This is a genomic window from Pseudomonas syringae group sp. J254-4, assembly GCF_032586855.1.
GTDB classification, from domain to species: domain Bacteria; phylum Pseudomonadota; class Gammaproteobacteria; order Pseudomonadales; family Pseudomonadaceae; genus Aquipseudomonas; species Aquipseudomonas amygdali.
The window spans coordinates 276,664-297,796 of sequence record NZ_JAWHOO010000003.1 but is presented as its reverse complement, the minus strand read 5'-3'; the positions used below and the strand labels follow the sequence as shown (position 1 = coordinate 297,796).

The 21,133-nt window shown below is 58.7% G+C and carries 22 protein-coding genes and 1 pseudogene; 8 read left to right on the top strand and 15 right to left on the bottom strand.

Annotated elements, in window-relative coordinates; all coding sequences use genetic code 11:
• Positions 1-139: 139 nt before the first annotated feature.
• A complete protein-coding gene (locus RYB09_RS06430; protein ID WP_058408970.1) occupies positions 140-712 on the top strand; it encodes a hypothetical protein in 573 nt (190 codons plus the stop codon).
• An 18-nt stretch (positions 713-730) separates the two neighbouring features.
• Complete coding sequence (locus RYB09_RS06425; RefSeq protein WP_316887663.1) at positions 731-1,744, top strand: SMP-30/gluconolactonase/LRE family protein; 1,014 nt, start codon at positions 731-733, stop codon at positions 1,742-1,744.
• A gap of 68 nt (positions 1,745-1,812) precedes the next feature.
• Here the strand turns inward: RYB09_RS06425 and RYB09_RS06420 are convergent, their stop codons facing one another.
• Entirely contained in the window at positions 1,813-3,090 is a 1,278-nt protein-coding gene (locus RYB09_RS06420; RefSeq protein ID WP_058401714.1) for a GGDEF domain-containing protein, read from the bottom strand.
• A 288-nt stretch (positions 3,091-3,378) separates the two neighbouring features.
• Between RYB09_RS06420 and RYB09_RS06415 the strand changes: the two genes are divergently transcribed.
• The 3 genes from RYB09_RS06415 to RYB09_RS06405 all read left to right on the top strand — a co-directional run bounded on the left by RYB09_RS06415 (position 3,379) and on the right by RYB09_RS06405 (position 4,757).
• Positions 3,379-3,615: a hypothetical protein gene (locus RYB09_RS06415; protein ID WP_058401715.1), complete on the top strand. Its 237-nt coding sequence runs from the start codon at positions 3,379-3,381 to the stop codon at positions 3,613-3,615.
• A 139-nt stretch (positions 3,616-3,754) separates the two neighbouring features.
• Positions 3,755-4,027 carry a hypothetical protein gene (locus tag RYB09_RS06410; protein ID WP_058401716.1) on the top strand — a complete coding sequence of 91 codons (273 nt, stop codon included), beginning with the start codon at positions 3,755-3,757 and terminating at the stop codon, positions 4,025-4,027.
• A complete protein-coding gene (locus RYB09_RS06405) occupies positions 4,014-4,757 on the top strand; it encodes a hypothetical protein (RefSeq protein WP_058401717.1) in 744 nt (247 codons plus the stop codon). The genes RYB09_RS06410 and RYB09_RS06405 overlap by 14 nt, the downstream gene beginning before the upstream one ends.
• Positions 4,758-4,951: 194 nt before the next feature.
• Here the strand turns inward: RYB09_RS06405 and RYB09_RS06400 are convergent, their stop codons facing one another.
• Positions 4,952-5,248 carry a hypothetical protein gene (locus RYB09_RS06400; RefSeq protein ID WP_058401718.1) on the bottom strand — a complete coding sequence of 99 codons (297 nt, stop codon included), beginning with the start codon at positions 5,246-5,248 and terminating at the stop codon, positions 4,952-4,954.
• 161 nt (positions 5,249-5,409) lie between these two features.
• On the opposite strand from RYB09_RS06400, the gene RYB09_RS06395 reads away from it, so the two are divergent.
• Positions 5,410-6,528 (top strand): HWE histidine kinase domain-containing protein, encoded by a 1,119-nt coding sequence (locus RYB09_RS06395; RefSeq protein ID WP_058401735.1) that lies wholly within the window; start codon positions 5,410-5,412, stop codon positions 6,526-6,528.
• Between the two features lie 21 nt (positions 6,529-6,549).
• Here the strand turns inward: RYB09_RS06395 and RYB09_RS06390 are convergent, their stop codons facing one another.
• From RYB09_RS06390 to RYB09_RS06335, 12 genes are all read right to left on the bottom strand, one after another.
• Positions 6,550-7,236, bottom strand: a complete 687-nt coding sequence (locus tag RYB09_RS06390) for a GntR family transcriptional regulator (protein ID WP_058401719.1) — start codon at positions 7,234-7,236, stop codon at positions 6,550-6,552.
• Complete coding sequence (gene hpxZ / locus RYB09_RS06385) at positions 7,233-7,628, bottom strand: oxalurate catabolism protein HpxZ (protein WP_058401720.1); 396 nt, start codon at positions 7,626-7,628, stop codon at positions 7,233-7,235. Before hpxZ ends, RYB09_RS06390 begins: the two co-directional genes overlap by 4 nt.
• The gene (locus RYB09_RS06380; RefSeq protein WP_316887662.1) at positions 7,628-8,305 is read right to left on the bottom strand and encodes an isochorismatase family cysteine hydrolase; all 678 of its coding nucleotides are present in this window, start codon (positions 8,303-8,305) and stop codon (positions 7,628-7,630) included. Before RYB09_RS06380 ends, hpxZ begins: the two co-directional genes overlap by 1 nt.
• A complete protein-coding gene (locus tag RYB09_RS06375; RefSeq protein ID WP_058401722.1) occupies positions 8,302-9,837 on the bottom strand; it encodes an ABC transporter ATP-binding protein in 1,536 nt (511 codons plus the stop codon). Before RYB09_RS06375 ends, RYB09_RS06380 begins: the two co-directional genes overlap by 4 nt.
• Positions 9,838-9,839: 2 nt before the next feature.
• On the bottom strand, positions 9,840-10,526 hold the full coding sequence (locus tag RYB09_RS06370; RefSeq protein WP_058401723.1) for a cysteine hydrolase family protein: 687 nt from the start codon (positions 10,524-10,526) through the stop codon (positions 9,840-9,842).
• A gap of 4 nt (positions 10,527-10,530) precedes the next feature.
• Positions 10,531-11,547: a formamidase gene (locus RYB09_RS06365; RefSeq protein WP_058401724.1), complete on the bottom strand. Its 1,017-nt coding sequence runs from the start codon at positions 11,545-11,547 to the stop codon at positions 10,531-10,533.
• 26 nt (positions 11,548-11,573) lie between these two features.
• Positions 11,574-12,494 (bottom strand): ABC transporter permease, encoded by a 921-nt coding sequence (locus RYB09_RS06360; RefSeq protein WP_122259258.1) that lies wholly within the window; start codon positions 12,492-12,494, stop codon positions 11,574-11,576.
• Positions 12,487-13,596 carry an ABC transporter permease gene (locus RYB09_RS06355; RefSeq protein WP_122259257.1) on the bottom strand — a complete coding sequence of 370 codons (1,110 nt, stop codon included), beginning with the start codon at positions 13,594-13,596 and terminating at the stop codon, positions 12,487-12,489. The genes RYB09_RS06360 and RYB09_RS06355 overlap by 8 nt, the downstream gene beginning before the upstream one ends.
• 9 nt (positions 13,597-13,605) lie before the next feature.
• Positions 13,606-14,715 carry a BMP family ABC transporter substrate-binding protein gene (locus tag RYB09_RS06350; protein WP_316887661.1) on the bottom strand — a complete coding sequence of 370 codons (1,110 nt, stop codon included), beginning with the start codon at positions 14,713-14,715 and terminating at the stop codon, positions 13,606-13,608.
• Positions 14,716-14,730: 15 nt separating this feature from the next.
• Positions 14,731-16,536: an allophanate hydrolase gene (atzF, locus tag RYB09_RS06345; protein ID WP_316887660.1), complete on the bottom strand. Its 1,806-nt coding sequence runs from the start codon at positions 16,534-16,536 to the stop codon at positions 14,731-14,733.
• Positions 16,537-16,785: 249 nt separating this feature from the next.
• Entirely contained in the window at positions 16,786-17,166 is a 381-nt protein-coding gene (locus RYB09_RS06340; protein ID WP_316887659.1) for a glyoxalase superfamily protein, read from the bottom strand.
• A 98-nt stretch (positions 17,167-17,264) separates the two neighbouring features.
• Positions 17,265-17,678: an Lrp/AsnC family transcriptional regulator gene (locus RYB09_RS06335; protein WP_316887673.1), complete on the bottom strand. Its 414-nt coding sequence runs from the start codon at positions 17,676-17,678 to the stop codon at positions 17,265-17,267.
• 5 nt (positions 17,679-17,683) lie between these two features.
• Here RYB09_RS06335 and RYB09_RS06330 point away from each other — a divergent pair.
• A pseudogene (locus RYB09_RS06330) lies at positions 17,684-18,097 on the top strand (LysE family translocator); the annotation flags it as partial.
• A gap of 49 nt (positions 18,098-18,146) precedes the next feature.
• Here RYB09_RS06330 and RYB09_RS06325 read toward each other — a convergent pair.
• Positions 18,147-19,568: a sugar porter family MFS transporter gene (locus tag RYB09_RS06325; RefSeq protein ID WP_002552378.1), complete on the bottom strand. Its 1,422-nt coding sequence runs from the start codon at positions 19,566-19,568 to the stop codon at positions 18,147-18,149.
• Positions 19,569-19,877: 309 nt separating this feature from the next.
• Between RYB09_RS06325 and hmpA the strand changes: the two genes are divergently transcribed.
• Positions 19,878-21,065: an NO-inducible flavohemoprotein gene (gene hmpA, locus RYB09_RS06320; protein ID WP_316887658.1), complete on the top strand. Its 1,188-nt coding sequence runs from the start codon at positions 19,878-19,880 to the stop codon at positions 21,063-21,065.
• The last annotated feature ends 68 nt before the right edge of the window (positions 21,066-21,133 follow it).

The window sequence follows — 21,133 nt, the reverse complement described above, 5'->3', positions numbered from 1 at the left end:
CTTCCGGGCCTGCCAGGGCAGGTCCGGTTTCGATGAGTGACTGTTTGATCGCGCGTTATCATGCGACTGGCCTCTTGATTGGTAGTGGCACAGCGACGTTGTCTTTCCACCCAGTGTTCTCGCGAACAAGGATTTACCCATGAAAACGCTCTTCGCATTTGCACTGACCTTTGCTGCCGTTTGTGCGGCAAGCACTAGCGTCAATGCGGCGGTACTGTCTGTACCCGCAAACTCTCAACAAAGCACCACCAGCAACGGCAAGCTTCAGCCCCCCGTCAAGTACGCCACTGTCTGGGCCGACGAGGCAGGGGCCACCCATGTCGATCATTGTCGTATCGAGGGGCTGGAATTCAAAAGTTACGCGCCACCCGCCGAGCCTCAGTGGATCGGAGTTTCGCCCGACGAAGTAGAAAGTATTGCCTACGCGGTACTGCCGCCGGGTTACGTCGGCAGTTGGCACCATGCGCCGGGCCCTCAGTGGGTGATCACCCTACAGGGTCAGTGGTCGGTGGAAACCACTGATGGCACGGTATTGGTTCAGGGCCCCGGGGAAATGCAGTTCAATGCCGACAGCAGCTCCAAAGCAAGGCCTGGCGACAACAGGGTCGGGCATCTGACTCGTACCGTGGGTGATCAGCCCAACGTTCAACTCATCGTGAAACTCAAACCGGATGCTGCTGCCAAACGTTCTTCCGGCCGGTGTGCCTACTGATCAATTGGGGCGAAATGCATGAATCGAGTCTTCCGTCATCCAGGCAAGAAAACCACTTCGCTCGTGTTGGCGGGCGCGCTTCTCGCTGCAGGCGCAGTGATGGCTTCAGACGCTTCGCCCGTCACGGTGGTTGCCAGTAATCCCCGGTTTGCTGCACTCATCCAGCCCGACGCGCAGGCACAAGTGCTTACCGCCGATGCGCAGTGGGCGGAAGGTCCTTTGTGTTTGCCAGACGGTCAGTTGATCTGGAGTGATGTGAAGGCGAACAAGGTCATGAGCTGGAAAGAGCATGACGGCGTGACTGTACGGCTGGACCCTGCCCATTATCAGAACGGGCATGCTCTGGATGCCGAAGGCCGAGTCATCGCCGCATCCCATGGCGAACGCGCAATAGTGCGACAGGAAGCGGATGGTCAATGGCGCACAGTGGTCGACAGGTACGAAGGCAAGCGTTTGAACAGCCCGAATGATGTCGTGGTCGATAAGCGTGGCGGTATCTGGTTCAGTGATCCAACCTTCGGCGTGTTGAACAAGGCTGAAAGTTATGGCGGCAAACCGGAGCAGGGCGGCGAGTATGTATACCGCTACGATCCGGAACAAAACCAACTGGTGAGGTTGAATACCCCGGGACTTCATTCGCCGAACGGCCTGGCGTTTTCACCCGATCAAAGCTTGCTGTATGTCGCGGACTCGCAACTGGCGCATGATTTCAAGAATCCGAAACTGGCACACAGTATCCGGGTGTATCAGGTGCGCGACGGGGCGCTGAGTAACGGCAAGGTGTTTGCCGAGATTGCCCCCGGCATCCCTGACGGGCTCAAGGTCGACGCGCAGGGCAACGTCTGGAGCAGCAGCAAAGAGGGTATTCAGGTGTTCTCTGCCAGCGGCGAGTTGCTGGGGAAAATAAAGGTCACGGCGAAAGACACCGGCAATCTTGCATTCTGTTCTACCGGGTCACAGCACTGGGTTTACATCACCGCTGCCAACAAGGTGCTGAGAATACCCGTTCTTGTTGGTGGTAGTCGTCCGTAAAGCGTCCGTCACTGTGAAATACCGATAGCGCCGTGCGGTAATCCTGACGACTCCGCTCGCAGACAATCTCAATAAATCGCGTCGTCTGCGTGTGCGATGTCGACACGGTTACGGCCCAGGCGCTTGGCTTGATAGAGCGCTTTGTCTGCGCGCTGGATCAGGCTTGCTGCTGTTTCTCCCGGGCTGAGCTGCGCAACCCCCAGAGAGATAGTCACCGAGCCTGTATCCGGTATCAACAGACTCTCAACGCCCTTTCGAATGCGGTCGGCCAACTCCGCGGCATGATTCAATGAGCTATCGGGCACCAGTATCAGAAACTCTTCTCCTCCCCATCGGGCCGCGACATCCTGCAGGCGGATCCGTTGTTTGAGGATGACGGCAACGCTGGTCAATACCCTGTCGCCAGCGGGGTGGCCGTATCGGTCATTGACCGATTTGAAGTGATCAATGTCGCCAATGATAAGGCTGAATGGCCTGCCCGATATTCGCGCGGTATCGATCAGCCGCTCAAGGGTGTGTTCCGCCGCCCTTCGGTTATTCAGCCCGGTCAGCGGGTCGCTGTGAGCAATCTCCAGCAACTTTTGTTCACGGCCCAGCCGCGTGGTTACATCCTGGCTGATGCTGACGTAATGCGTGATGGTTCCCTCCAGGTTACACAGCGGGGAAATGCTGTGTTCTGCATAGAACAGAGAGCCATCCTTGCGCTTGTTGATGAAGGTCGTACGAAAGGGCGTACCACTGGCCAGCGCCTCATTGAATTGCGCATAAAACATCTCATCATGTTTACCAGAGCTGAGCACTCGCGGGTTTTCGCCGATGATTTCCGGCGCGCTGTAACCGGTGATGTTCTGAAAAGCCTCATTGGCAAAAACGATAGTGGCGTTGCAATCGGTAATCATGATCGGATCAAGCGCGGCGTTCAGCGCCTGAGCCAGCAAATGCTGTTCGCGCTCCGCCCGAATGCGCGGGCTGATGTTTTGCTGCACCGATACAAAGTTGCAAACCGCACCCGCTTCGTCGCGCACCGGGGAGATTTTCCACTCGACGACATAGGGGCTTCCGTCCGCGCGGTAATTGACTGTCGACCCTTCGAAAAAGAGGCTCTCGCTCAGGCACTGGCGCATACGCTCGATCACCTGACGATCGGTGTCGGGTCCTTGCAGGATCCTTGGCGAACGGCCTATCAATGCCTCTGCTGCGTAGCCGGTCATCGCGCAGAATGCCGGATTGACATACACAATGAACGGGCCGCCATTGGTCAGATTGGCATCGGTGATCAAAACGGCATTGAATGACTGCTCGACAACTGCTTCAAGCAAGGCCAGGCGCTGGCTGGATGAGGTCATCTGATGTCCTGTCGAGTGATCCGTTAAATTGATCGCGGCTCTGATCAGATAATGGGTGACGCAATGCCGGACGGGTACTGAATGCAGTGGGTTGGACCGCAGGCACCGGGCACTTGTTGCACAGGCACTATACCCACATGATTCAAAGGGTGCATTACGCGCGTAACGACCATATCCGTTGCGCTGCGGGGCGTCTGCGGCTGACGCTGACGCGGGTGCTGCGAGGATTCAGGACATTTAGTTCTTTACCCGAATTTCTGACCGGTCTGGCAAATACTGTCCAGGCGTATGCACATTGAAGAACCCGCCGAGTTGGGCGAGTTGTTCAGTGCCAAGCCTGATACCCGTCGCCAGCCCGGGTTCGGGACTTCCTTGCTGATCATTCTTCTGCCGGTGATTCTGATGGTCCGCGAATACTTCGGCCTGCAACTCAAGCAAACCCTTTGGGTAGGGTCGGTGTTACAGACGATTGTTTCGGTAGTGGGGCTGATAGGTACGCTGTTGTTGTGGCATTGGCTGGTGTGAAACGGGATTGGCGCAGACAGGTCTCTCGTTTGCGCCACATCTGGTAAACAAGGTGTAATCTGTCTCGTGTCGAAAAGCATTTTTTCGGGCTACTATGAAGTCGTTCACGCTCACCTAAGCACAAGGACCAGGAGGATTCATGCCTAAAGCCGTCAACAAAGCATTGTCTGAAGAGGCCACTCAAGAGCTTGAAGCTCAGATCCCGGCTCAGGCTTCTCTTGCGACACGGATGGCTTACGAAAAAGCCAAGGCAGCTGGTCGTACCGTTGTGCTTTCCAAGGGCGGATTTATCGTTGCCGAACGAGCAGACGGTACCGAGCAAATTGTTTGTGCTTCCAAACCCCGTCGCAGCGTGAAGGCTGGAGTTTGCTTCAAAATCGGCTCTGGGGCGTCCGCCAGTGCCGGTTCCTAGACTCCGTGTATTTGCAGGGCCAAACGGCTCTGGCAAAAGCACCATTAAGCGTCTTCTTGATCCTGATTTAATCTATATATACGTTAATGCTGACGACCTGGAACGTGAGGCGGGAGAGAACGGTTTCATAGACCTCTCGCCTTTCTCCGTGAGCCTCGATCAGCAAGCGTTTCAAGACTTTTTTACTTCTCATCCGTTGATCGTCAGAGAACAGCTGGGGGCTCAGGCTGAGCATTTCACTGTTGTCGGTCAATCCCTGATGATCGACTCGATCGAGATAAATTCGTACCACTCATCGGTCGTCGCTGATTTCATCCGGCATCAATTGCTTGAACAAGCCGCCAGCTTCACTTTTGAAACGGTTATGTCAGACCGCTCCAAGGTTGATTTCATCAAGAAAGCCAGGTCGTTGGGATACCGCACATACTTGTATTTCGTTTCAACCGAGGCCCCGGAAATCAATATCAACCGGGTTGCCATTCGTGTTGGCGAAGGAGGGCACGACGTTAAGCCAGACACGATACGTGCTCGTTATCATAGGTGCCTGGCACTGCTTCCTGAGGCCATTCAAGCGTCAAGTCGAGCGTACTTGTTTGACAACTCCGGGGCGGAGGCAGAACTTGAAGTTGAAATCACCGACGCCTTGGCAGTGGAGTACAAATTCGATGATGTGACCGAATGGTGCAGCTCGGCAATTGATGCACTTGACCGGCTTGTCACTCATAGCTGACAGACACTGCAGACCGCAACAGACCTCATGGCCTCCTCCAGAGCTTCCGACATTCACGTCCTCGGCACATTCCTGCCTGACACCGAGCGACCAGGCCCGGCTACGCACTGCAGGTTCGCTGGTTTTCAGATAATTAACGACCTGTCGATGGTTAGGCAGTGGCGTCAGGCAGGTGATATCCAGCGCAATGTTGTTCATGTTTTAAGCCCGGACAGTTCTAGATGGCCGTCGCAACTCAACAGCGCCTGTAATCTTTCCTGGCCGACGTCGACCGGAACTATCCACCAGTGGGTACGATTGTCGTAACGGGCGCCGTCAGGAATGGTCACGGCTTTACCGGCTTTTGGTGGATGTTTGTCAAAATACGCGTTGATGGATTCAGCAAAAAAATTCGCATCTTTGTCAGGGCAGTGCATTTCGTCGCCATCACCACTTTGCGCCAGCCATGCAACCGAGAGGATCAACAGCACCAAAAGTACGGCTCGTGTCATTGTGGGCTTCCATTTCCGGAAAGTGCTGAGGATAGCTTTAATAGCTGAACAACGACGAGCACGCTGTTTTCCTCTAAAAGGCGTTTTGTCCAACTCACGTATCGCAAGCCTGCCACCGGTGTACCATGTCTGACTTTTTCGCACCTGAGGATGCGGCTGCCATGCGTGAGTTTCTAGAGGTTTTTCGTAATCGCGCACTGGACGTCATGTCATCCGCTTTGCCCGCCCAACCGCTTCTTGAAGATTTTGCCATTGCGCTGCAAATCAGATTGCCGGGTGCCGTCGTCGGCATCAATGTGCTGGATAAGGCCGGCAGAACATTTCGTCAGTCTATTTTCCCGAACCTGCCGTCCGATTTTTCTCAAGCTCTGGTGGGTAACATCATCACCGGCAAGCGCGGCTCATGTGGACTAGGCATATTGACCGGGAAAACCATCGACGTTCCGGACGTGGCAAACGACCCGCGCTTTTCGCAAGAGTGGAAAGCGCTCTTCGCCCGACATGATCTGCACGCGATGATTTCGATTCCGGCACTGAGCGCTGATAACAACGCCCAGGGAAGTATTGCAATCATCCACCCGTCGGGCATGTCGCTGACTGTTGAACAGCGCGAGTTTCTGCAATTGGCATCATCGTTATGCGCGCGTATCTGTGCGTATAGCAGGTCGCAGGAATCCAACGCGCTTATTCTGGGCGAGCTTGAGCACCGTATTCGAAATCTGTTTCTGACGATTGGCGGTGTTGCCAATCTGACCTTGAAACGATACCCCGACGTAAGGCAGTTTCGGGCGGTGTTTAGCGAGCGGCTGGTAATGATGCATCGCGCGCACTCGCTGGCACTGAGCACGTGCGAAATCGAAATGGCTGCCTTACTGCAGGAAATGCTCGCGCCTTATCAAAAAGACTGTGCTATCAGTTTTTCCGGCCCTGATGTTTTGCTGACCCAGGAGGCCGCATCGGCGCTGGCACTGGTGATACATGAGCTGTGTACCAACGCCACCAAGTACGGCTCGCTGTCTCGGGAAGCGGGAGAACTGAATGTGCAGTGGGGGATTGTTGCGCAGGGCAGTGATGATCTCGAGCCTGTTTTCAGGCTGGTCTGGGCGGAGAGCGGCGGCCCGCAAGTCGATCAGCCGAGCCGCAAGGGTTATGGCACGGCGATGATCAAGGGCAGCCTGGGTAATGCTTTTGATGGTTCGGCAACGTTCTTCTACGAACCGGTCGGGCTGAGGTGCGAGATATCCGCACCGTTCACCGGCAAACTCGGCAGAAGCAGCTGATAACCGTCAACGCTTCATGCCTCATGCCTCATGCCGCCGTCGCGCATCACTGAGCATCGATATCGTCAGTTTGCGCACTTCGAGTTTGCTGATTTCCACATGAGAGCGCAGTAACAACAGCGCTTCGTCCCGTTTGCGTGCCTGCAATGCATTGAGGATCGCGGCGTGCTCCAGGTAGGTATGTTCGATGCGGGCGCTTTTGAAGAAGTCCAGTCTGCGCACGATGCGAATGCGCTCGGTCACTTCCTGATGAACACGGGCCATTTCCAGATTGCCCGAGGCGGCCACCAGTTGGGTGTGAAACTGTTCGTCTAGGTCTGCGACGACCTGCATGTCGATCTGCCAGTGGCTGCGATCAATCAGCCAGTGCTGACGCAGCACATTGAGTTCCGGATGCACGTCGTGGGATGCACAGATACGCTCGACCGCAGCACATTCAAGCACGATGCGCAGATCGTACAGCTGGTCGATCTGGTCGAAATCCAGCGGCTTGACTGACCAGCCCCGTCGAAACTCGACGTCCAGATAACCCTCGCGCTGCAGCCGGTACAACGCGTCACGCACCGGCGTGCGTGACACCTGATAACGGTCTGCCAGTTGCGTTTCGGTGAAGCGGTCGTAGGGCAGCAGATAGAAGTCGAAGATCTCCTGCTTGAGCCGACGATAGACGTCTTCTGCCAGCGCGTTGGTGGTGTTGGGGGAATTCAAGGGCGTGGCTCCAGGCTGCTCAGGTCAATGCTGACATGTGCCGCAACGACTTTCCAGCCGCCGTCCAGGCGTGCCCAGGTTTGCATCTGCCGTCCCAGACGCTCAGTAACGCCATCGTGAAACTCGGTGCTGACGGTGGCGAAGTCTTCACCGAAGGTGCTCACCACGGTGCGTAATAACTTTCGACCGGGCCCGACTGGCTGACAGTGGCGTCGATAGCGCGCGATGGCGTCGGCACCGTGCAGGTTTTCCGCGACGCCATAGCGGACGGTCTGTTCGGAATTCCAGAAATACCCATCCAGTGTGGTCAGCTCGTTGGCCAGCAGGGCGCGCTCGTAATCAGTGAACGCGCTGGTCACTTCGGCGACGATGTGCGCAAGGTTGATGTCCATCAGGATGTACTCCTTGTTTGCAGGGCGTGTTGCAGATCGGCCAGTGACGCTGCACGCCCGACAATCGCGTTTTGTGCGGTGATCATGTCCAGAGTGGCCTGTTTGAAGGCCGGGAAATAGCTTTCGGTCGCATCTTCGATCAGCAGGCAGCGATAACCCCGATCACTGGCTTCGCGCATGCTGGTCTGCACGCAGACTTCGGTGGTAACGCCTGCGAAGATCAAATGAGTGATCCCGGCGTCGGTCAGCCGCTGATGCAGGTCGGTGGCGAAGAACATGCCCTTGCCCGGTTTGTCGATGACCCACTCGCAGGCGAGCGGCGTCAGGCTGTCGATAATCTGATTGCCGGGTTCGCCGCGAATCAGGATGCGGCCCATCGGGCCGAGGTCGCCGATACGCAGGCCCGGTGAACCTTGGGCCAGCTTGGCGGGCGGGCAGTCGGCAAGGTCCGCGCTGTGCGATTCACGAGTGTGTATGACCACTATGCCCTGATCACGGGCCAGCGCCAGCAGTTGTTGCACCGATGGCACGATGGCCTGCAACGGTGCGACATCGTTGCCCAGCGCGGCACCAAAGCCGCCGGGTTCGAGGAAGTCGCGCTGCATGTCGATGATCACCACAGCGGCACAGGAGGGGTCGAACGTGAAGCAGTCCGAACGCGCATTGACGCTGATCATGCCGGTTCTCCGGCAAGCTGCTCGGCACCGGCCATGTGTCGACCCAGCTCGGTTCGATCAGCGGCGGCTGCGCTGGTTTCAAAAACCAGTTCGCCGTCATGAATGACCACGATGCGGTCTGCCAGGCTCAGCAGTTCGTCGAGATCTTCACTGAGCAGCAGGACTGCTGTGCCGCTGTTGCGCGCGTCGATCAGGCGCTGGTGGATAAGCGCGACACTGGCGAAGTCCAGGCCGAATACCGGATTGGCGACGATCAGCACCGCGACGTCATGGGTCAGTTCTCGCGCCAGTACGGCGCGCTGCACATTGCCTCCCGACAAGGTGCCGATGGGACGGTTCGGGTCGTTGGGCGAGACCTTGAACTGTTCGATCAATGTGCGCGCCTGTGCGCCTATTGCACGACGATCAAGACGCCAGCCCTGACGGCACAGCGGCGGCTGGTCGAAGTTGCGCAGGGCCAGATTGTCGGCCACGCTGAAGCTGCCGATACAGGCGTTGCGCAAGGGCTCTTCGGGCAGGCTGAACACGCGCAGACGCTGCATCTGTTCACGCTGCGCATGGTAAGGCTGGCCATCGACCGATATCTGTCCGGCACTGAAGGGTCGCTGGCCGAGCAGGGCTTCGGTGAGTTCGCGCTGGCCGTTACCGGAAATACCCGCAACCCCGACGATCTCTCCCGGCTGCACTGCCAGAGAAAGGTTTTTCACCGCCAGCGTGCCTTTGTCACCGGGTACATCCAGCCCCTCTACCTGCAACTGGGGCGTACGGGTTGCCATGACCGGCCGATCGTTGCTCACGCTACGCACTTGCGCTTCGCCCATCATCCAGGCAGCCATCTGCTGCGTGGTGGTGTCGGCCACTGTCGCTGTGCCTACCCAGCGGCCCTTGCGCAGCACGGTGACGTCATCGGCATAGGTGCTGACTTCGCGAAACTTGTGGGTGATCATCAGCACGGTGAGTTCACCGCGATGTGCCATCGACTGCATCAGCCCCAGCACTTCATCGGCCTCTTGCGGCGTGAGTACCGAGGTCGGTTCATCGAGAATGATCAGCCGACGTTGCAGATACAGCTGCTTGAGGATTTCCAGTTTCTGTTTTTCACCTGCGGCCAGACTGCTGACCGGACGATGGATATCCAGACGAAAAGGCATCTTTGCCATGAAGGCTTCGAGGCGCTCGTGCTCGCTGGCCCAGTTGATACGCCACGGCAGATCACCGCGTGACAGCACCAGGTTTTCAGCCACGCTCAGGCCCGGTGCGACGGTGAAGTGCTGATACACCATACCGATATGCAACTGATGAGAATCACGCGGGGAGCTGATCGCGTGCTCGCGGTTGTTAACCAGAATACTGCCCGATTGCAGCGGGCTGTAGCCGATGATGCCTTTGACCAGCGTGCTTTTGCCGGCCCCGTTCTCGCCGAGCAGGGCGTGGACAGTGCCGGCGCGGACCTTGAACGACACCTCGTCCAGTGCGCGAAACGTACCGAAATGCTTGCTGGCACCAATCGTCTCAAGGCTTGGGGCGTGCATGTTTATGCTCCAAACAGGTCGCGAAACATCGCGGAATGTCCCACTGCGCCGAACACGCCACCCTGCATTTTGACCATGCTCAGGGCCGCCGCATGGTTGCCGGGATCGGTCGCGCCGCAGCAGTCTTCCAGCAGCACGCACTCGAAGCCGCGGTCATTGGCTTCGCGCATCGTGGTGTGCACGCAGACATCGGTGGTGATGCCGGTCAGGATCAGGTTGTCGATGCCGCGTGTGCGCAGGATCAGTTCCAGATCGGTGGCGCAGAAGGAGCCTTTGCCGGGTTTGTCGAGCACGATTTCGCCGGGCAGCGGTGCCAGCTCGTCGATGATTTCCCAGCCCGGTTCGCCACGCACCAGAATCTTGCCGCACGGGCCAGGGTCACCGATCCCGGCGCCGATGCGTTGCGAGCGCCAGCGTTTGTTGGCAGGCAAGTCGCTAAGGTCCGGGCGATGGCCTTCGCGGGTATGGATGATGGTGAAGCCCAGCGGGCGCATCATCGCCAGCAGTGCCTTGATCGGCTCGATGGGCGCACGGGTCAGCGACAGGTCGTAACCCATGCTGTCCACGTAGCCGCCGACGCCACAGAAGTCGGTCTGCATGTCGATCACGATCAGTGCTGTGTTGTGCGCATGCAATTGCCCGTTCCAAGGCCAAGGGTAGGGCGCCGATGCAATATGACGTTCACTCATGGCGTTAATCCTTCCAGCTGCTGGGGGTGGGTTTGAATTCGCGCTCAGGCGCAGTAAAGCCGCAGGCGCTACCGTCGGTATGCACGACATCGTCTTCCCAGGGCAGACGGTATTGGCCTGCGGTCAGATCATGCATGTAGGTGTAAGGACAGTCGCGCGCGCCACCCTTTACCGCCACGTAACCGCGATGGCCGAATTGGTAGATGTTGTTCTCCACGGCCCAGTGCACACGGGCCTCGCGGACCAGGTCCGGGCGCAGTTCGCAGCAGACGATTTCGTCGGCCCGACCACCGCCTTCAGCCATGATCGTGCCGTCGAAGTCGACGAACATGGCCTCGCCCATGGAGTCGAACGTGCCGTCGGAGCCACACATGCAGACGCTCGCGGTTTGCATCAGGTTAGTGAAAGCGTTGCTCTGGTTGGTGATCTTCCACGAGTGACGGATCGGTGCGGTATAACCCGCGGTGCGCAGCATGATGTCGGCACCCTTGTAGGCGCACTCGCGGGCCATTTCCGGAAACATGCCGTCGTGGCAGATGATCAGCGCCAGCTTGCTGCCACGCGGCCCGTCGCAGACCGGAATACCCAGATCGCCAGGTTCCCAGGGCTCGACTGGCACCCACGGATGGAGCTTGCGGTAATACAGGCGAATCTCGCCGAGGTCATCAACGATCAGGCCGCTGTTGAATGGATTGCCGTGCGGGTTGGCTTCCATGATCGAGAAGCAGCCCCATATCCGGTGGTCCCGGCACGCCTCGCGCAGCGCCATTACTTCCGGGCCGTCGAGGCTGCACATGATCTCTGGCGCGGTGCTCATCGACAGGCCATGCAAGGAGTACTCGGGAAACACGATCAGGTCCATGCCCGGATTGCTGCGTCGCGCCTTGGCCACCATGCTGACCACTTTCTGCGTTTGTGCCCACAACGCCTCGCGGGTATGCGGATCAGGCAACGCCAGTTGCGCCAGGCCGATCACCACGCCCTTGGGCGACTTGTTCAAACCACCAAGACCACTGGCCATGTGCATGCCTCCTCGAAAAGATCAGTTCATCGCGTCAGGCTGAGTTCGCCAGGTGCGCCGTTCAGGGTGCGACCACGGCGGCAAGTGGCGTACATCACCACCAGCGTCAGTGCATAAGGTGCTGCGGCAAACAGGTAGTAGCCGGTGCTGATACCGACCGCTTGCAGGGCCGGGCCAATGGCACCGGCAGCGCCGAACAGCAACGATGCCCACAGGCACGCCAACGGGCGCCAACGGGCAAATATCACCAGCGCGACGGCCATCAATCCTTGCCCGCTGGACAGCCCTTCATTCCAGCTGCCGGGGTAGTAAAGCGACAGGTAAGCGCCGCCGATTCCGGCCAATCCGCCGCCGACCGCTGTCGCCAGAATGCGCACCTTGAGCGGGCGATAGCCCAGCGCCTGAGCGGTATCGGCGTGATCGCCAACCAAGCGCAGCATCAGCCCCCAGCGCGTGGTGCGCAGCCCCCAGTGCAGTACGAATGCCAGCGCTGCACCGACGAAGAACAGCACGTTGATATTCAGCGCCGAACGCACGCGTTCTTCGTCGCTCCAGGCACCCAGTGCCAGTGACGGCAGCATGGGGGCTTGCGGCTGGATAAACGCTTTGCCAAGAAAAAACGCCAGCCCGGTGCCGAGCAGAATCAGCGCGATGCCGAACGCGATATCGTTGACCCTAGGCAACGAGCACGCCAGACCGTGCAGCAGGCCCAACAGAATGCCGACCCCGGCGGCAGCGCCAACGCCCAGCCATGCCGAGCCACTCAGGCACGCCACGGCGTATCCGGACATCGCGCCGGCAACCAGGATGCCTTCCAGCCCCAGGTTGATCCGGCCGCTTTTCTCGGTAAGGCATTCGCCCAGGCTGACGAACAGAAAAGGTGTACCGACGCGGATCGCGCCAGCCAGCAATGCCAGCAGAAAGGTGCTCAGGTCGATATCAGCCATGTTGCAGCGCTCCCTTGTCGACCGACGCAGGCGACGCCGTCAGCCTGATCTTCCAGGTGGCGATACGCCCACCCAGGGCTTCCCAGAGCAGCAGATTGGTGAACAGCAACCCTTCAAGAATCAGCGTGGTGGCGTCCGGCAGACCGAGCCGTCGTTGCAGCAGTCCGCCACTGGCCTCCAGCCCACCCAGCAAAATGGCGCAAACGATAATGGCCAGTGGATGATGGCGTGCGGCGAAGGCGACCAGAATGCCGCTGGTGCCGTAGCCGGCAATCAGTGCGGCGTTGGCGCTGCCTTGCACAGCAGTGACTTCGAACATTCCGGCCAGACCCGCTGCCGCGCCGCCCAGCAGGCAACTGAGCAGGATCAAGCGGTCCACCGGAAGACCTATCATCAACGCCGTGCGTACGTTGCCGCCGACCACGGCGAGGGCAAAACCCTTGATGCTATGGCGCACCAGCACATACGCCAGCAGACACGCGACCACGCCCGCCACCAGCCCCCAATGCACCTCGAAACCGTCGCTGATGGTGCCGAGCATATAGGCATCGTCCAGCGGTGGAGTCGAAGGCTTGTTCAGGCTTGCCGGATCGCGTAACGGCCCTTCTACCAACTGCCGGAACAGCGCCAGAGCGATGTAGGAAAGCAGTAGGCTGCTGATCGTTTCGTTGACTCCGCGACGCTGGCGCATCCAGCCACTCAGACCGATCCACAGCGCGCCCACGCTCATCGCCGCCAGGGCCATGCAGACGAGCATCACCCCGGGTGACAAAGGGCCGAGCCACAAGGGGGTCACTGCCGCTGCCAGACCGCCCAGTACCAGCGCGCCTTCGCCGCCGATAATGATCAGCCCGGCCCGGGCGGGCAGGGCCACACAGAGCGCGGTCAACATCAATGGCGCTGCACGCTGCAAGGTATTTTCCAGGGCGAACCATGAACCAAACGCGCCTTCGCCGACCAGTTGCAGGGCTTGCCAGGCAGGCTTGCCCTGAACCGCCAGAAACAGCCCGAACAGCACGCACGAGGAAAGCACCGCCAACACCGTAGGCAGCCCCGGCAACAGCGCGCTGGCCAGGCGGCGCAGACTAATGGATAGGCTCATGAACATTCCTCAGAGCTGGCCAAGTACACCTTCGACCAGGTAATTCATGCTCTCCAGGGCGATGTCGGTCTGGCCTTGTGACACACCATCTGCAATCACCACTGCGCCTTTGTTGTCCTTGAGCGGGCCTTTGAAGATCACGAACTGCCCGGCCATCATTTGCGCCTTGATGGCATCCGCTTGCTGTTTGGCGTCGCCTGTTACCGCAGGCCCATAGGCGGAAGTCTTGACGAAGCCTTCCTTGAGCCCGCCGCGCAGGAAGTTGATCATCGGCGTGCCGCTCTGGGCTGCCGCTACATGGGCGCGATAAGGCGTTTCCCAATTCCATTCGGCACCGGTCAGGTAACCTTTGGGTGCCAGCGCGGCCTGGCTGGCGTGGTAGCCGCAGGTCATGACACCGCGCTTTTCAGCCGTCTCGACGATCACCTTGGGGCCGTCGACATGACAGGTAAGTACGTCACAGCCCTGGTCGATCAGGCCGTTGGCAGCTTCTGCTTCCTTGACCGGCAGCGACCAGTCACCGGTGAAGATCACCGTGGTCACGATGCTCGGGTCGACCGAGCGGGCACCCATGGCGAACGCGTTCAGGTTGCGCAGTACCTGAGGCACAGGCTTGGCGGCCACGAAACCGAGTTTTTTGCTCTTGCTCATGTGCCCGGCTATCACGCCGTTCAGGTATTGCGCTTCGTCGATGTAACCGAAAAAGCTGCCCGCGTTGATCGGGTCCTTACCTTTCTGCCAGAGGCCGCCGCAATGCGCGAAGCGCACGTCCGGGTACTTTTTCGCGACCTTGACCACATGCGGCTCAAAGTAGCCGAATGAGGTCGGAAAAATCAGTGTCGCACCGTCCTGACGGATCATGGCTTCCATGGTCTTCTGCACGGCCACGGTTTCCGGAACGTTTTCTTCCTCGATCACTTTGACGTTGGGCAGCGTCTTGATGATGGCCGCTGCTTGGGCGTGGGCCTGGTTGTAACCAAAGTCGTCGCGAGCGCCGACGTAGATGAAACCCACCACCAGCGGCGCGTCGGCTGAGTAGGCACGACCAAACGGCAGTGCTGCGCTCAGGCCGATAATGCCTGCCAACTTGATGAAACTGCGACGATCAACGTTCGACATGCGTGCTACCCCTGATCAATGAGCGATGGAAGATGTGTGCGCGGCGCGGTAGGCGCGCCAGCCTTTGAAATCAGTGATGTCCAGCGCGCCCTCAAGGCCGGCTGGCTCACAGATGAAACCCTTGACCCACTGGCCGTCGGCCAATTGCAGAGAACCGATGCCCAATGGCGCGGGAATCGCGGCGACGAAGGCCCCGAACAGGTTCAGCGGCATTTCCCAGACCTCGACTTCGATGCGCTCGCCCTGTTCAGGCACACGCACCAGGCCCGGCTTCGGTGGCGAAGTACCGGCCAGTGCATACAACCGGTAATCTGCGCTGGTGGTTGTGGTACGCAGCAGACGAGCACTGCCTTCGAGCAATTGCCAGTTGAGCGGCTGGCCGACGAGGTGCGCGCCGACAACCGCGACCTGCACGACAGGGCTGTTGCGGGGCAAGGGTGCCATCGCGACGGCTTCGCTCTGGTCTCTCTGACCGAAGAGCGGCTGCCAGGCTGCGGCTATTTCTGCCAGGCGTTGGTCGGCACCGGCGGGGCCGATCAGCGTGATGCCCGCAGGCAACCCGTCGGCACGGCGCTCTGCCGGAACGGCGAGGGCGCACATATTCATCAGGTTGACGAAGTTGGTGTAGTAGCCGAGCTGTGAATTGAGCTCGACCGGGTTGGCGAGCACTGCATCAATGGTCGGCATGCAGGGCGCCGTCGGGACCACCAGCACATCGACCCCGGCCAGCAATTGCTGGGCTGTTCGCGTCAGTTCCGCCAGTCGATAGCGGGCATTGAATGTGTCCACGGCATCAAACGAAGCTGCGCTCTGCAGGATGCCGCGCACCACTTGATGAATATCGTCAGCATGGGTGGTGAAGAATTTGCCTACCGCTGCCCTTCGCTCGGCCACCCATGGGCCTTGGTATAGCAGGGCCGCGGCCTCGGCGAAGACATCGAAGTCGATGGGTTCGATAGTCACCAGCGGGTCGCTTTGCAGGGCTTCCAGGGTTTTGATGTAAGCCGTTTGCGCCTGCGCATCACCGAAGAACTCGCAGTGCCTTGGCACCGCGACACGCCGAGCCCTGCGCTGCACCGCCAATGCCTGCACGGCCACACTGGCCGGGTCGAGCGGGTCGTAAGCCGCGATGACCTGCGCCACTTGCCAGGCTTGCAGCACATCCCCGGCAAATATCGACGGGCAGTCCAGCGTGCGACAGGCGGGCACCACGCCTCGGCTGCTGAACAGGCCAAGGCTGGGCTTGAGCCCGACGATACCGTTGAACCCGGCGGGCACTCTGCCTGACCCTGCCGTGTCCGTGCCCAGTGCAAAACTCACGTAGCCACGCGCGACGGCCACCGCCGATCCGGAACTGGAGCCGCCGCTGACGTAGGCCGGATCGTGGGCATTGCGCACGGCCCCGTAGGGCGAGCGGACACCCACCAGACCGGTGGCGAACTGATCGAGATTGGTCTTGCCCATCAGGATCGCACCACTGTCGAGCAGTAACTGTACGACGTGAGCATTTTTCTCGGGCGTGTAGGCGAAAGCCGGGCACGCAGCCGTGGTCGGTATTCCGGCCACGTCAAAATTGTCCTTGACCGCAAATGGCACGCCGAACAGCGGCAGTTGCTCATACACCGAATCGCCCGCTTCTGCGGCAATGCTTTCCAGCGTCTTCGCCCTTTCAAGAAGCTGCGTCACGGGCACGCGATGAATCCAGACTTCCGCCCGGTCATCCGCATCAATGTGCGCTGTAAGGGTTTGCACAAGTGCCGTCAGGGTTGTTTGACCTGAACGTAACGCCGACTGAAGTTGGGAAATGTCGAGTGCGGTCATAGTGGTGTTCATTCATGTATACAAGATGAACTGGCACGTTTGCACGTTATGGGCCAAGGTTGACCGAAGGCGGATTGGCAGGGGATTAAAGGCTGTTAGCGAAGTTTTTTGACGCAGTCATGCGTCATCTTTGCGCTTGAACGCGGCAATGTGCACAACGATGGATCACGGCATATCCATTGTGCCGGCAGTGGTGGCGTCAGCCGGACAACCGGTTTATCGGTCTCCGCTGACGTTAATGCGTTTGCCTCAACTCTGGCAGAACCTGATGCGGTTGCCGAACGGATCGCAGACTTCAAGTACCTGGCCCCAGCCCTGCTGAACAATGCCGGGTCGTGCATAACCGTACTGTTTGCCAATCAGCTCATCGCGCAATTGCTCGATGTTTTGAGTGGGAATAAACACCGCAGCCCCCGGGCAGGAGTCGCCGTGATGTTCGGAAAGGTGCAAATGCAGGCCATTGCGGCTGATCCCCAGATACAACGGCAGATCGGCCTCGAAACGATGCTCGAATTCGACGCTGAAACCGAGAAAGTCGAGGTAGAACTCACGCGCTTTGCGTTCGTCGAACATCCGCAGGATCGGGATGGCACTGTCGAAAGTCACAGTGGCTTGCTCGGTCGTGGACATGACTATTCCTTTATTGAAAACGATCGATTGTTTGATGTTTGCAGGCGATGCATGTTTGCTGACCCGAACTTGCCATCCAGGGCCTAAGCCTGATGCGGTCAGGCCGCAGGTTTGACCGGGAATGAGACGAAGGGCTTTATCTCCTTCAAGACGAACATGCTCTGCATCTCTTTAATCCCGGGCAGCCTTCTGACCACCGTCATGGCGAAGTCGGCAAACGAATCCAGGTCGCGAGCCACCACCTGAAGCAGAAAGTCGGCATCTGCGCCGATGCTGTAGCACGCCACGACATTATCCAGTTGCATGACTTCCTGCTCGAATTTTCTTGCCTCGGCTTCACTGTGAGAATCGATGCTGACTCGAATGAACACCATGACACCCAGCCCGATCTTGCGACGGTCCAGCACCGCTCTGTAACCCAGCACATAGCGATGCTCTTCAAGTTGTTTGACCCGTCGCCAGCAGGGCGAGGCAGACATGCCGATCTGATCGGCCAGGGTCTGATTGGTGATCCATCAATGCGCTGTTTCAGGTCGTGCGTTGGGGAGCGGCGATTTATCTGTGCTACCTGGTCTGGCAATTCTGGTTCGCCGACCATCAGGCCATAGAGGTGGGTAGGCCGACGAAGAAAAAAGAGCTGCTGTCTGCGGCTGCATCCGGATTGACCATCACGTTGGGCAATCCCAAGACCATCGCTTTCTATCTGGCGCTTTTACCGTTGGTCATCAAGCTGGAAACGGTCTCGTTGCAGACCTGGGGGCTGGTTCTGGTGCCGTTGACTGTATTTGTGCTGCTGGGGGTAGGGGCAGTGTTCATATTTGCTGCATTGCGCATTCGACATTTACTGTCGAGCGAGCGCGCCCAGAGAAAACTGTTTCGCGGTGCGGCGGCAATCATGGTGGCGGCGGCAGCTTCGATGCTGGTGCGCTGATCTGCCTGGAGGGTAGATGAGGCCGTTGATGGCCTCATCCGGTCGGCCGTTACAGCTCTTTCTTCAAATGCTTTTCAATCTGCTCAAGCGATTTGCCTTTGGTTTCCGGAAGGCACAGGAAGACAAATATCAACGAGCCGACGTTGATGGCCGCAAAGATGAAGAACGTCGGGTTGCCGATGGTATCGACTGCAATCGGGAAGGTGAATGCCACCGATGCGTTGAACAGCCATTGCATCGATACTGCTGTGCCGGTCAGCAATCCGCGCACCTGCATCGGGAACAATTCCGACATCAGCAGCCAGTAAACCGGCGAGATGCACATCTGCATGAACAGCAGGAACACCAGAATGCAGGCGAGGGCGGTGTAGCTCTGGGTGAGGTTCTGCGGCATGAATTGCAACACGCAACCCAGCGCTGCCTGCATCAGGATGACCATCACCAGCCCGGTCATCAACAAGTGCCGACGGCCGTAACGGCCAATCGCCCAAATGCCGAGCAGGGTCGCGATAACCGATACCACGCCGTTGCCGATGGTGGCGGTCAGCGCAGCGTTGGTGCCCATGCCGGTATTCTTGAGAATGATCGGCGTGTAATACATAAAGGCGTTAACGCCTGTGAGCTGCGCGGTAAAGCCCAGGCCAATGCCGATCAGCAGCAACTTGATCACCCAGCCCTGACGCAGCAACTCCCTGGCTTTCGGGCGGTGACGAGCCTCCTCGTCCTGCGCTTTCATCTCGTCCACTTCGCGCTGCGCATCCTGCTTGTTGGTGCGCAGTTGCTCCAGTACATCCTGCGCTTCATCGAAGCGGCCTTTGGACGCCAGCCAGCGCGGCGACGGCGGTACGAAGAACGTACCGACCAGCAGCAACACGCCCGGCACCATGGCGATAGCCAGCATGTAACGCCAGATACCAGGTGTGTGCAGCAGAGCGGCCATGACCGCGCTTAGAACGTAGGCGAGCAACTGGCCGCTGACGATCATCAGTTCGTTACGGCTGACCAGTCGCGCACGACGCGACGGTCCGGCGATTTCGGCAATGAACACCGGCACCGTAGCCGAGCCGCCACCCACCGCAATACCCAGCAGGAAGCGTGCAGCGACCATGAACGGAATGGAAGGCGCGATGGCCGTGCCCAGTGCGCCAGCAATGAACAGCACCGAGAGCAGGCGCAAGGTCAGACGGCGTCCAAAACGGTCGGAGATGTAGCCGCTGGCAAGCGAGCCAAACGCAGCGCCGACGATCAGTGAGGCGGTGATCATCCCTTCGCTGTAGGCATCCAGGCCCAGCCCGCCCTGATCGGTGGGGAGCGTCATGAAAGGCAATGCACCGGCGATAATGCCGGTGTCATAGCCGAACGCCAGCGCACCCATGGTGGCCACGAGTACGGAGATAAAGATGAGTCGATTCGGTGAAGCGCTTTGCCGACCTTGCGGATCGGCCGCTGCTGAGGTGCTACTTGAAGACATGAATCTGAAGTCCTTCGTTTGAAACCAGCGTCGCGCCAGTACGTAGATGTCAGGCTTAGGGCGATGTGTTGCGCGCTAGTTCCCTACAAACCCGGTCGGGATTGAATTCTTGAAGATGCTCTGCGTGCGAGGATGGCTGAAACGATTAACTTTATCTGGTCATAATGACCGGATTTTTCCGGATATTAGTCAATAAGACTCAGTCCTTTTGACTTTTAAATTTTCTATTCATTGATTTTAAATGGGTTTTTATCTGGCACGTGCGTTGCTCTGGTTCCATGAACGAAACTGCACACTCTGGAGTGGATCATGCTCAGCACTGCCCATCGCGACATCATCAAAGCCACCGTACCGATCCTTGAAACAGGCGGCGAGTCACTGACCACTCATTTCTATCGCATCATGCTCGATGAATATCCTCAGGTTCGTCCGCTGTTCAATCAGGCCAACCAGGCAAATGGCGCACAGCCACGGGCGCTGGCCAATGCGGTGTTGATGTACGCGCGCAATATTGATCGCCTCGAAAACCTCGGGCCGTTGGCGGCGCAGATCGTCAACAAACATGTCGCGCTGCAGATACTGCCAGAGCATTATCCGATTGTTGGTGCCTGCCTGCTGCGCGCCATTCGCGAGGTGCTGGGCGCTGAGGTCGCAACGGACGCAGTGATCGATGCCTGGGCTGCGGCGTATCAGCAACTGGCTGACATGCTGATCAATGCCGAGCGCGATGTATATGAAAGCATCGCCGCAGCACCAGGTGGCTGGCGTGGCGGACGGCTGTTCAAGGTTGTTCGCAAGGTGCCGGAAAGCAGCGAGATCATGTCGTTCTACCTGCAGCCTGTTGATGGTAAACCGGTCATCGCGCACAAGCCCGGTCAGTACATCGGTATCCGGTTGAACAGCGAAGGCGGAGAAATTCGTAGAAATTACTCGCTCTCTGCGCCTGCCAACGGTGTGAGCTATCGCATCAGCGTCAAGCGAGAGCAGGGCGGCGTTGCGTCCTGTTACCTGCACGATCAGGTCGCAGTGGACGACACCGTAGAATTGTTCCCGCCCTCTGGCGAGTTCGTGCTTGTCGAAGGCAGCAAACCGCTGGTACTGATCAGCGGCGGTGTCGGCATCACCCCGACGCTGGCCATGGCGGAAGCGGCGTTGCAGGCAGGTCACCGACACGTCGTGTTTATCCACTACGCTCGTAATACCAGCGTGCAAGCGTTCCAGGCGGTCATTGATGACTGGCGCGAGCGATATGCGCAGTTTGCGGCGCACGTGGTCTACAGCGAGGTTACGGCCGGTGACGCACCGGCAAATACTGTGACTGGGCTTGCTTCGGTTGAGCATCTGCAGCAATGGCTGCCGGCGAACAGGGACGTCGAGGCCTATTTTCTTGGTCCGAAGCCGTTCATGGCGTTCATGAAGCGCGCGCTGCACGAGCTGGGTATTCCGGACGGGCAAAGCCATTATGAGTTTTTTGGCCCGGCTGAGGCGTTGGTCTGAGCGCATTTCAGATGCGCAGAACTGCATGTATTTTGACGCATGCCCTTAAAAAGGCTGCTTCGAATATT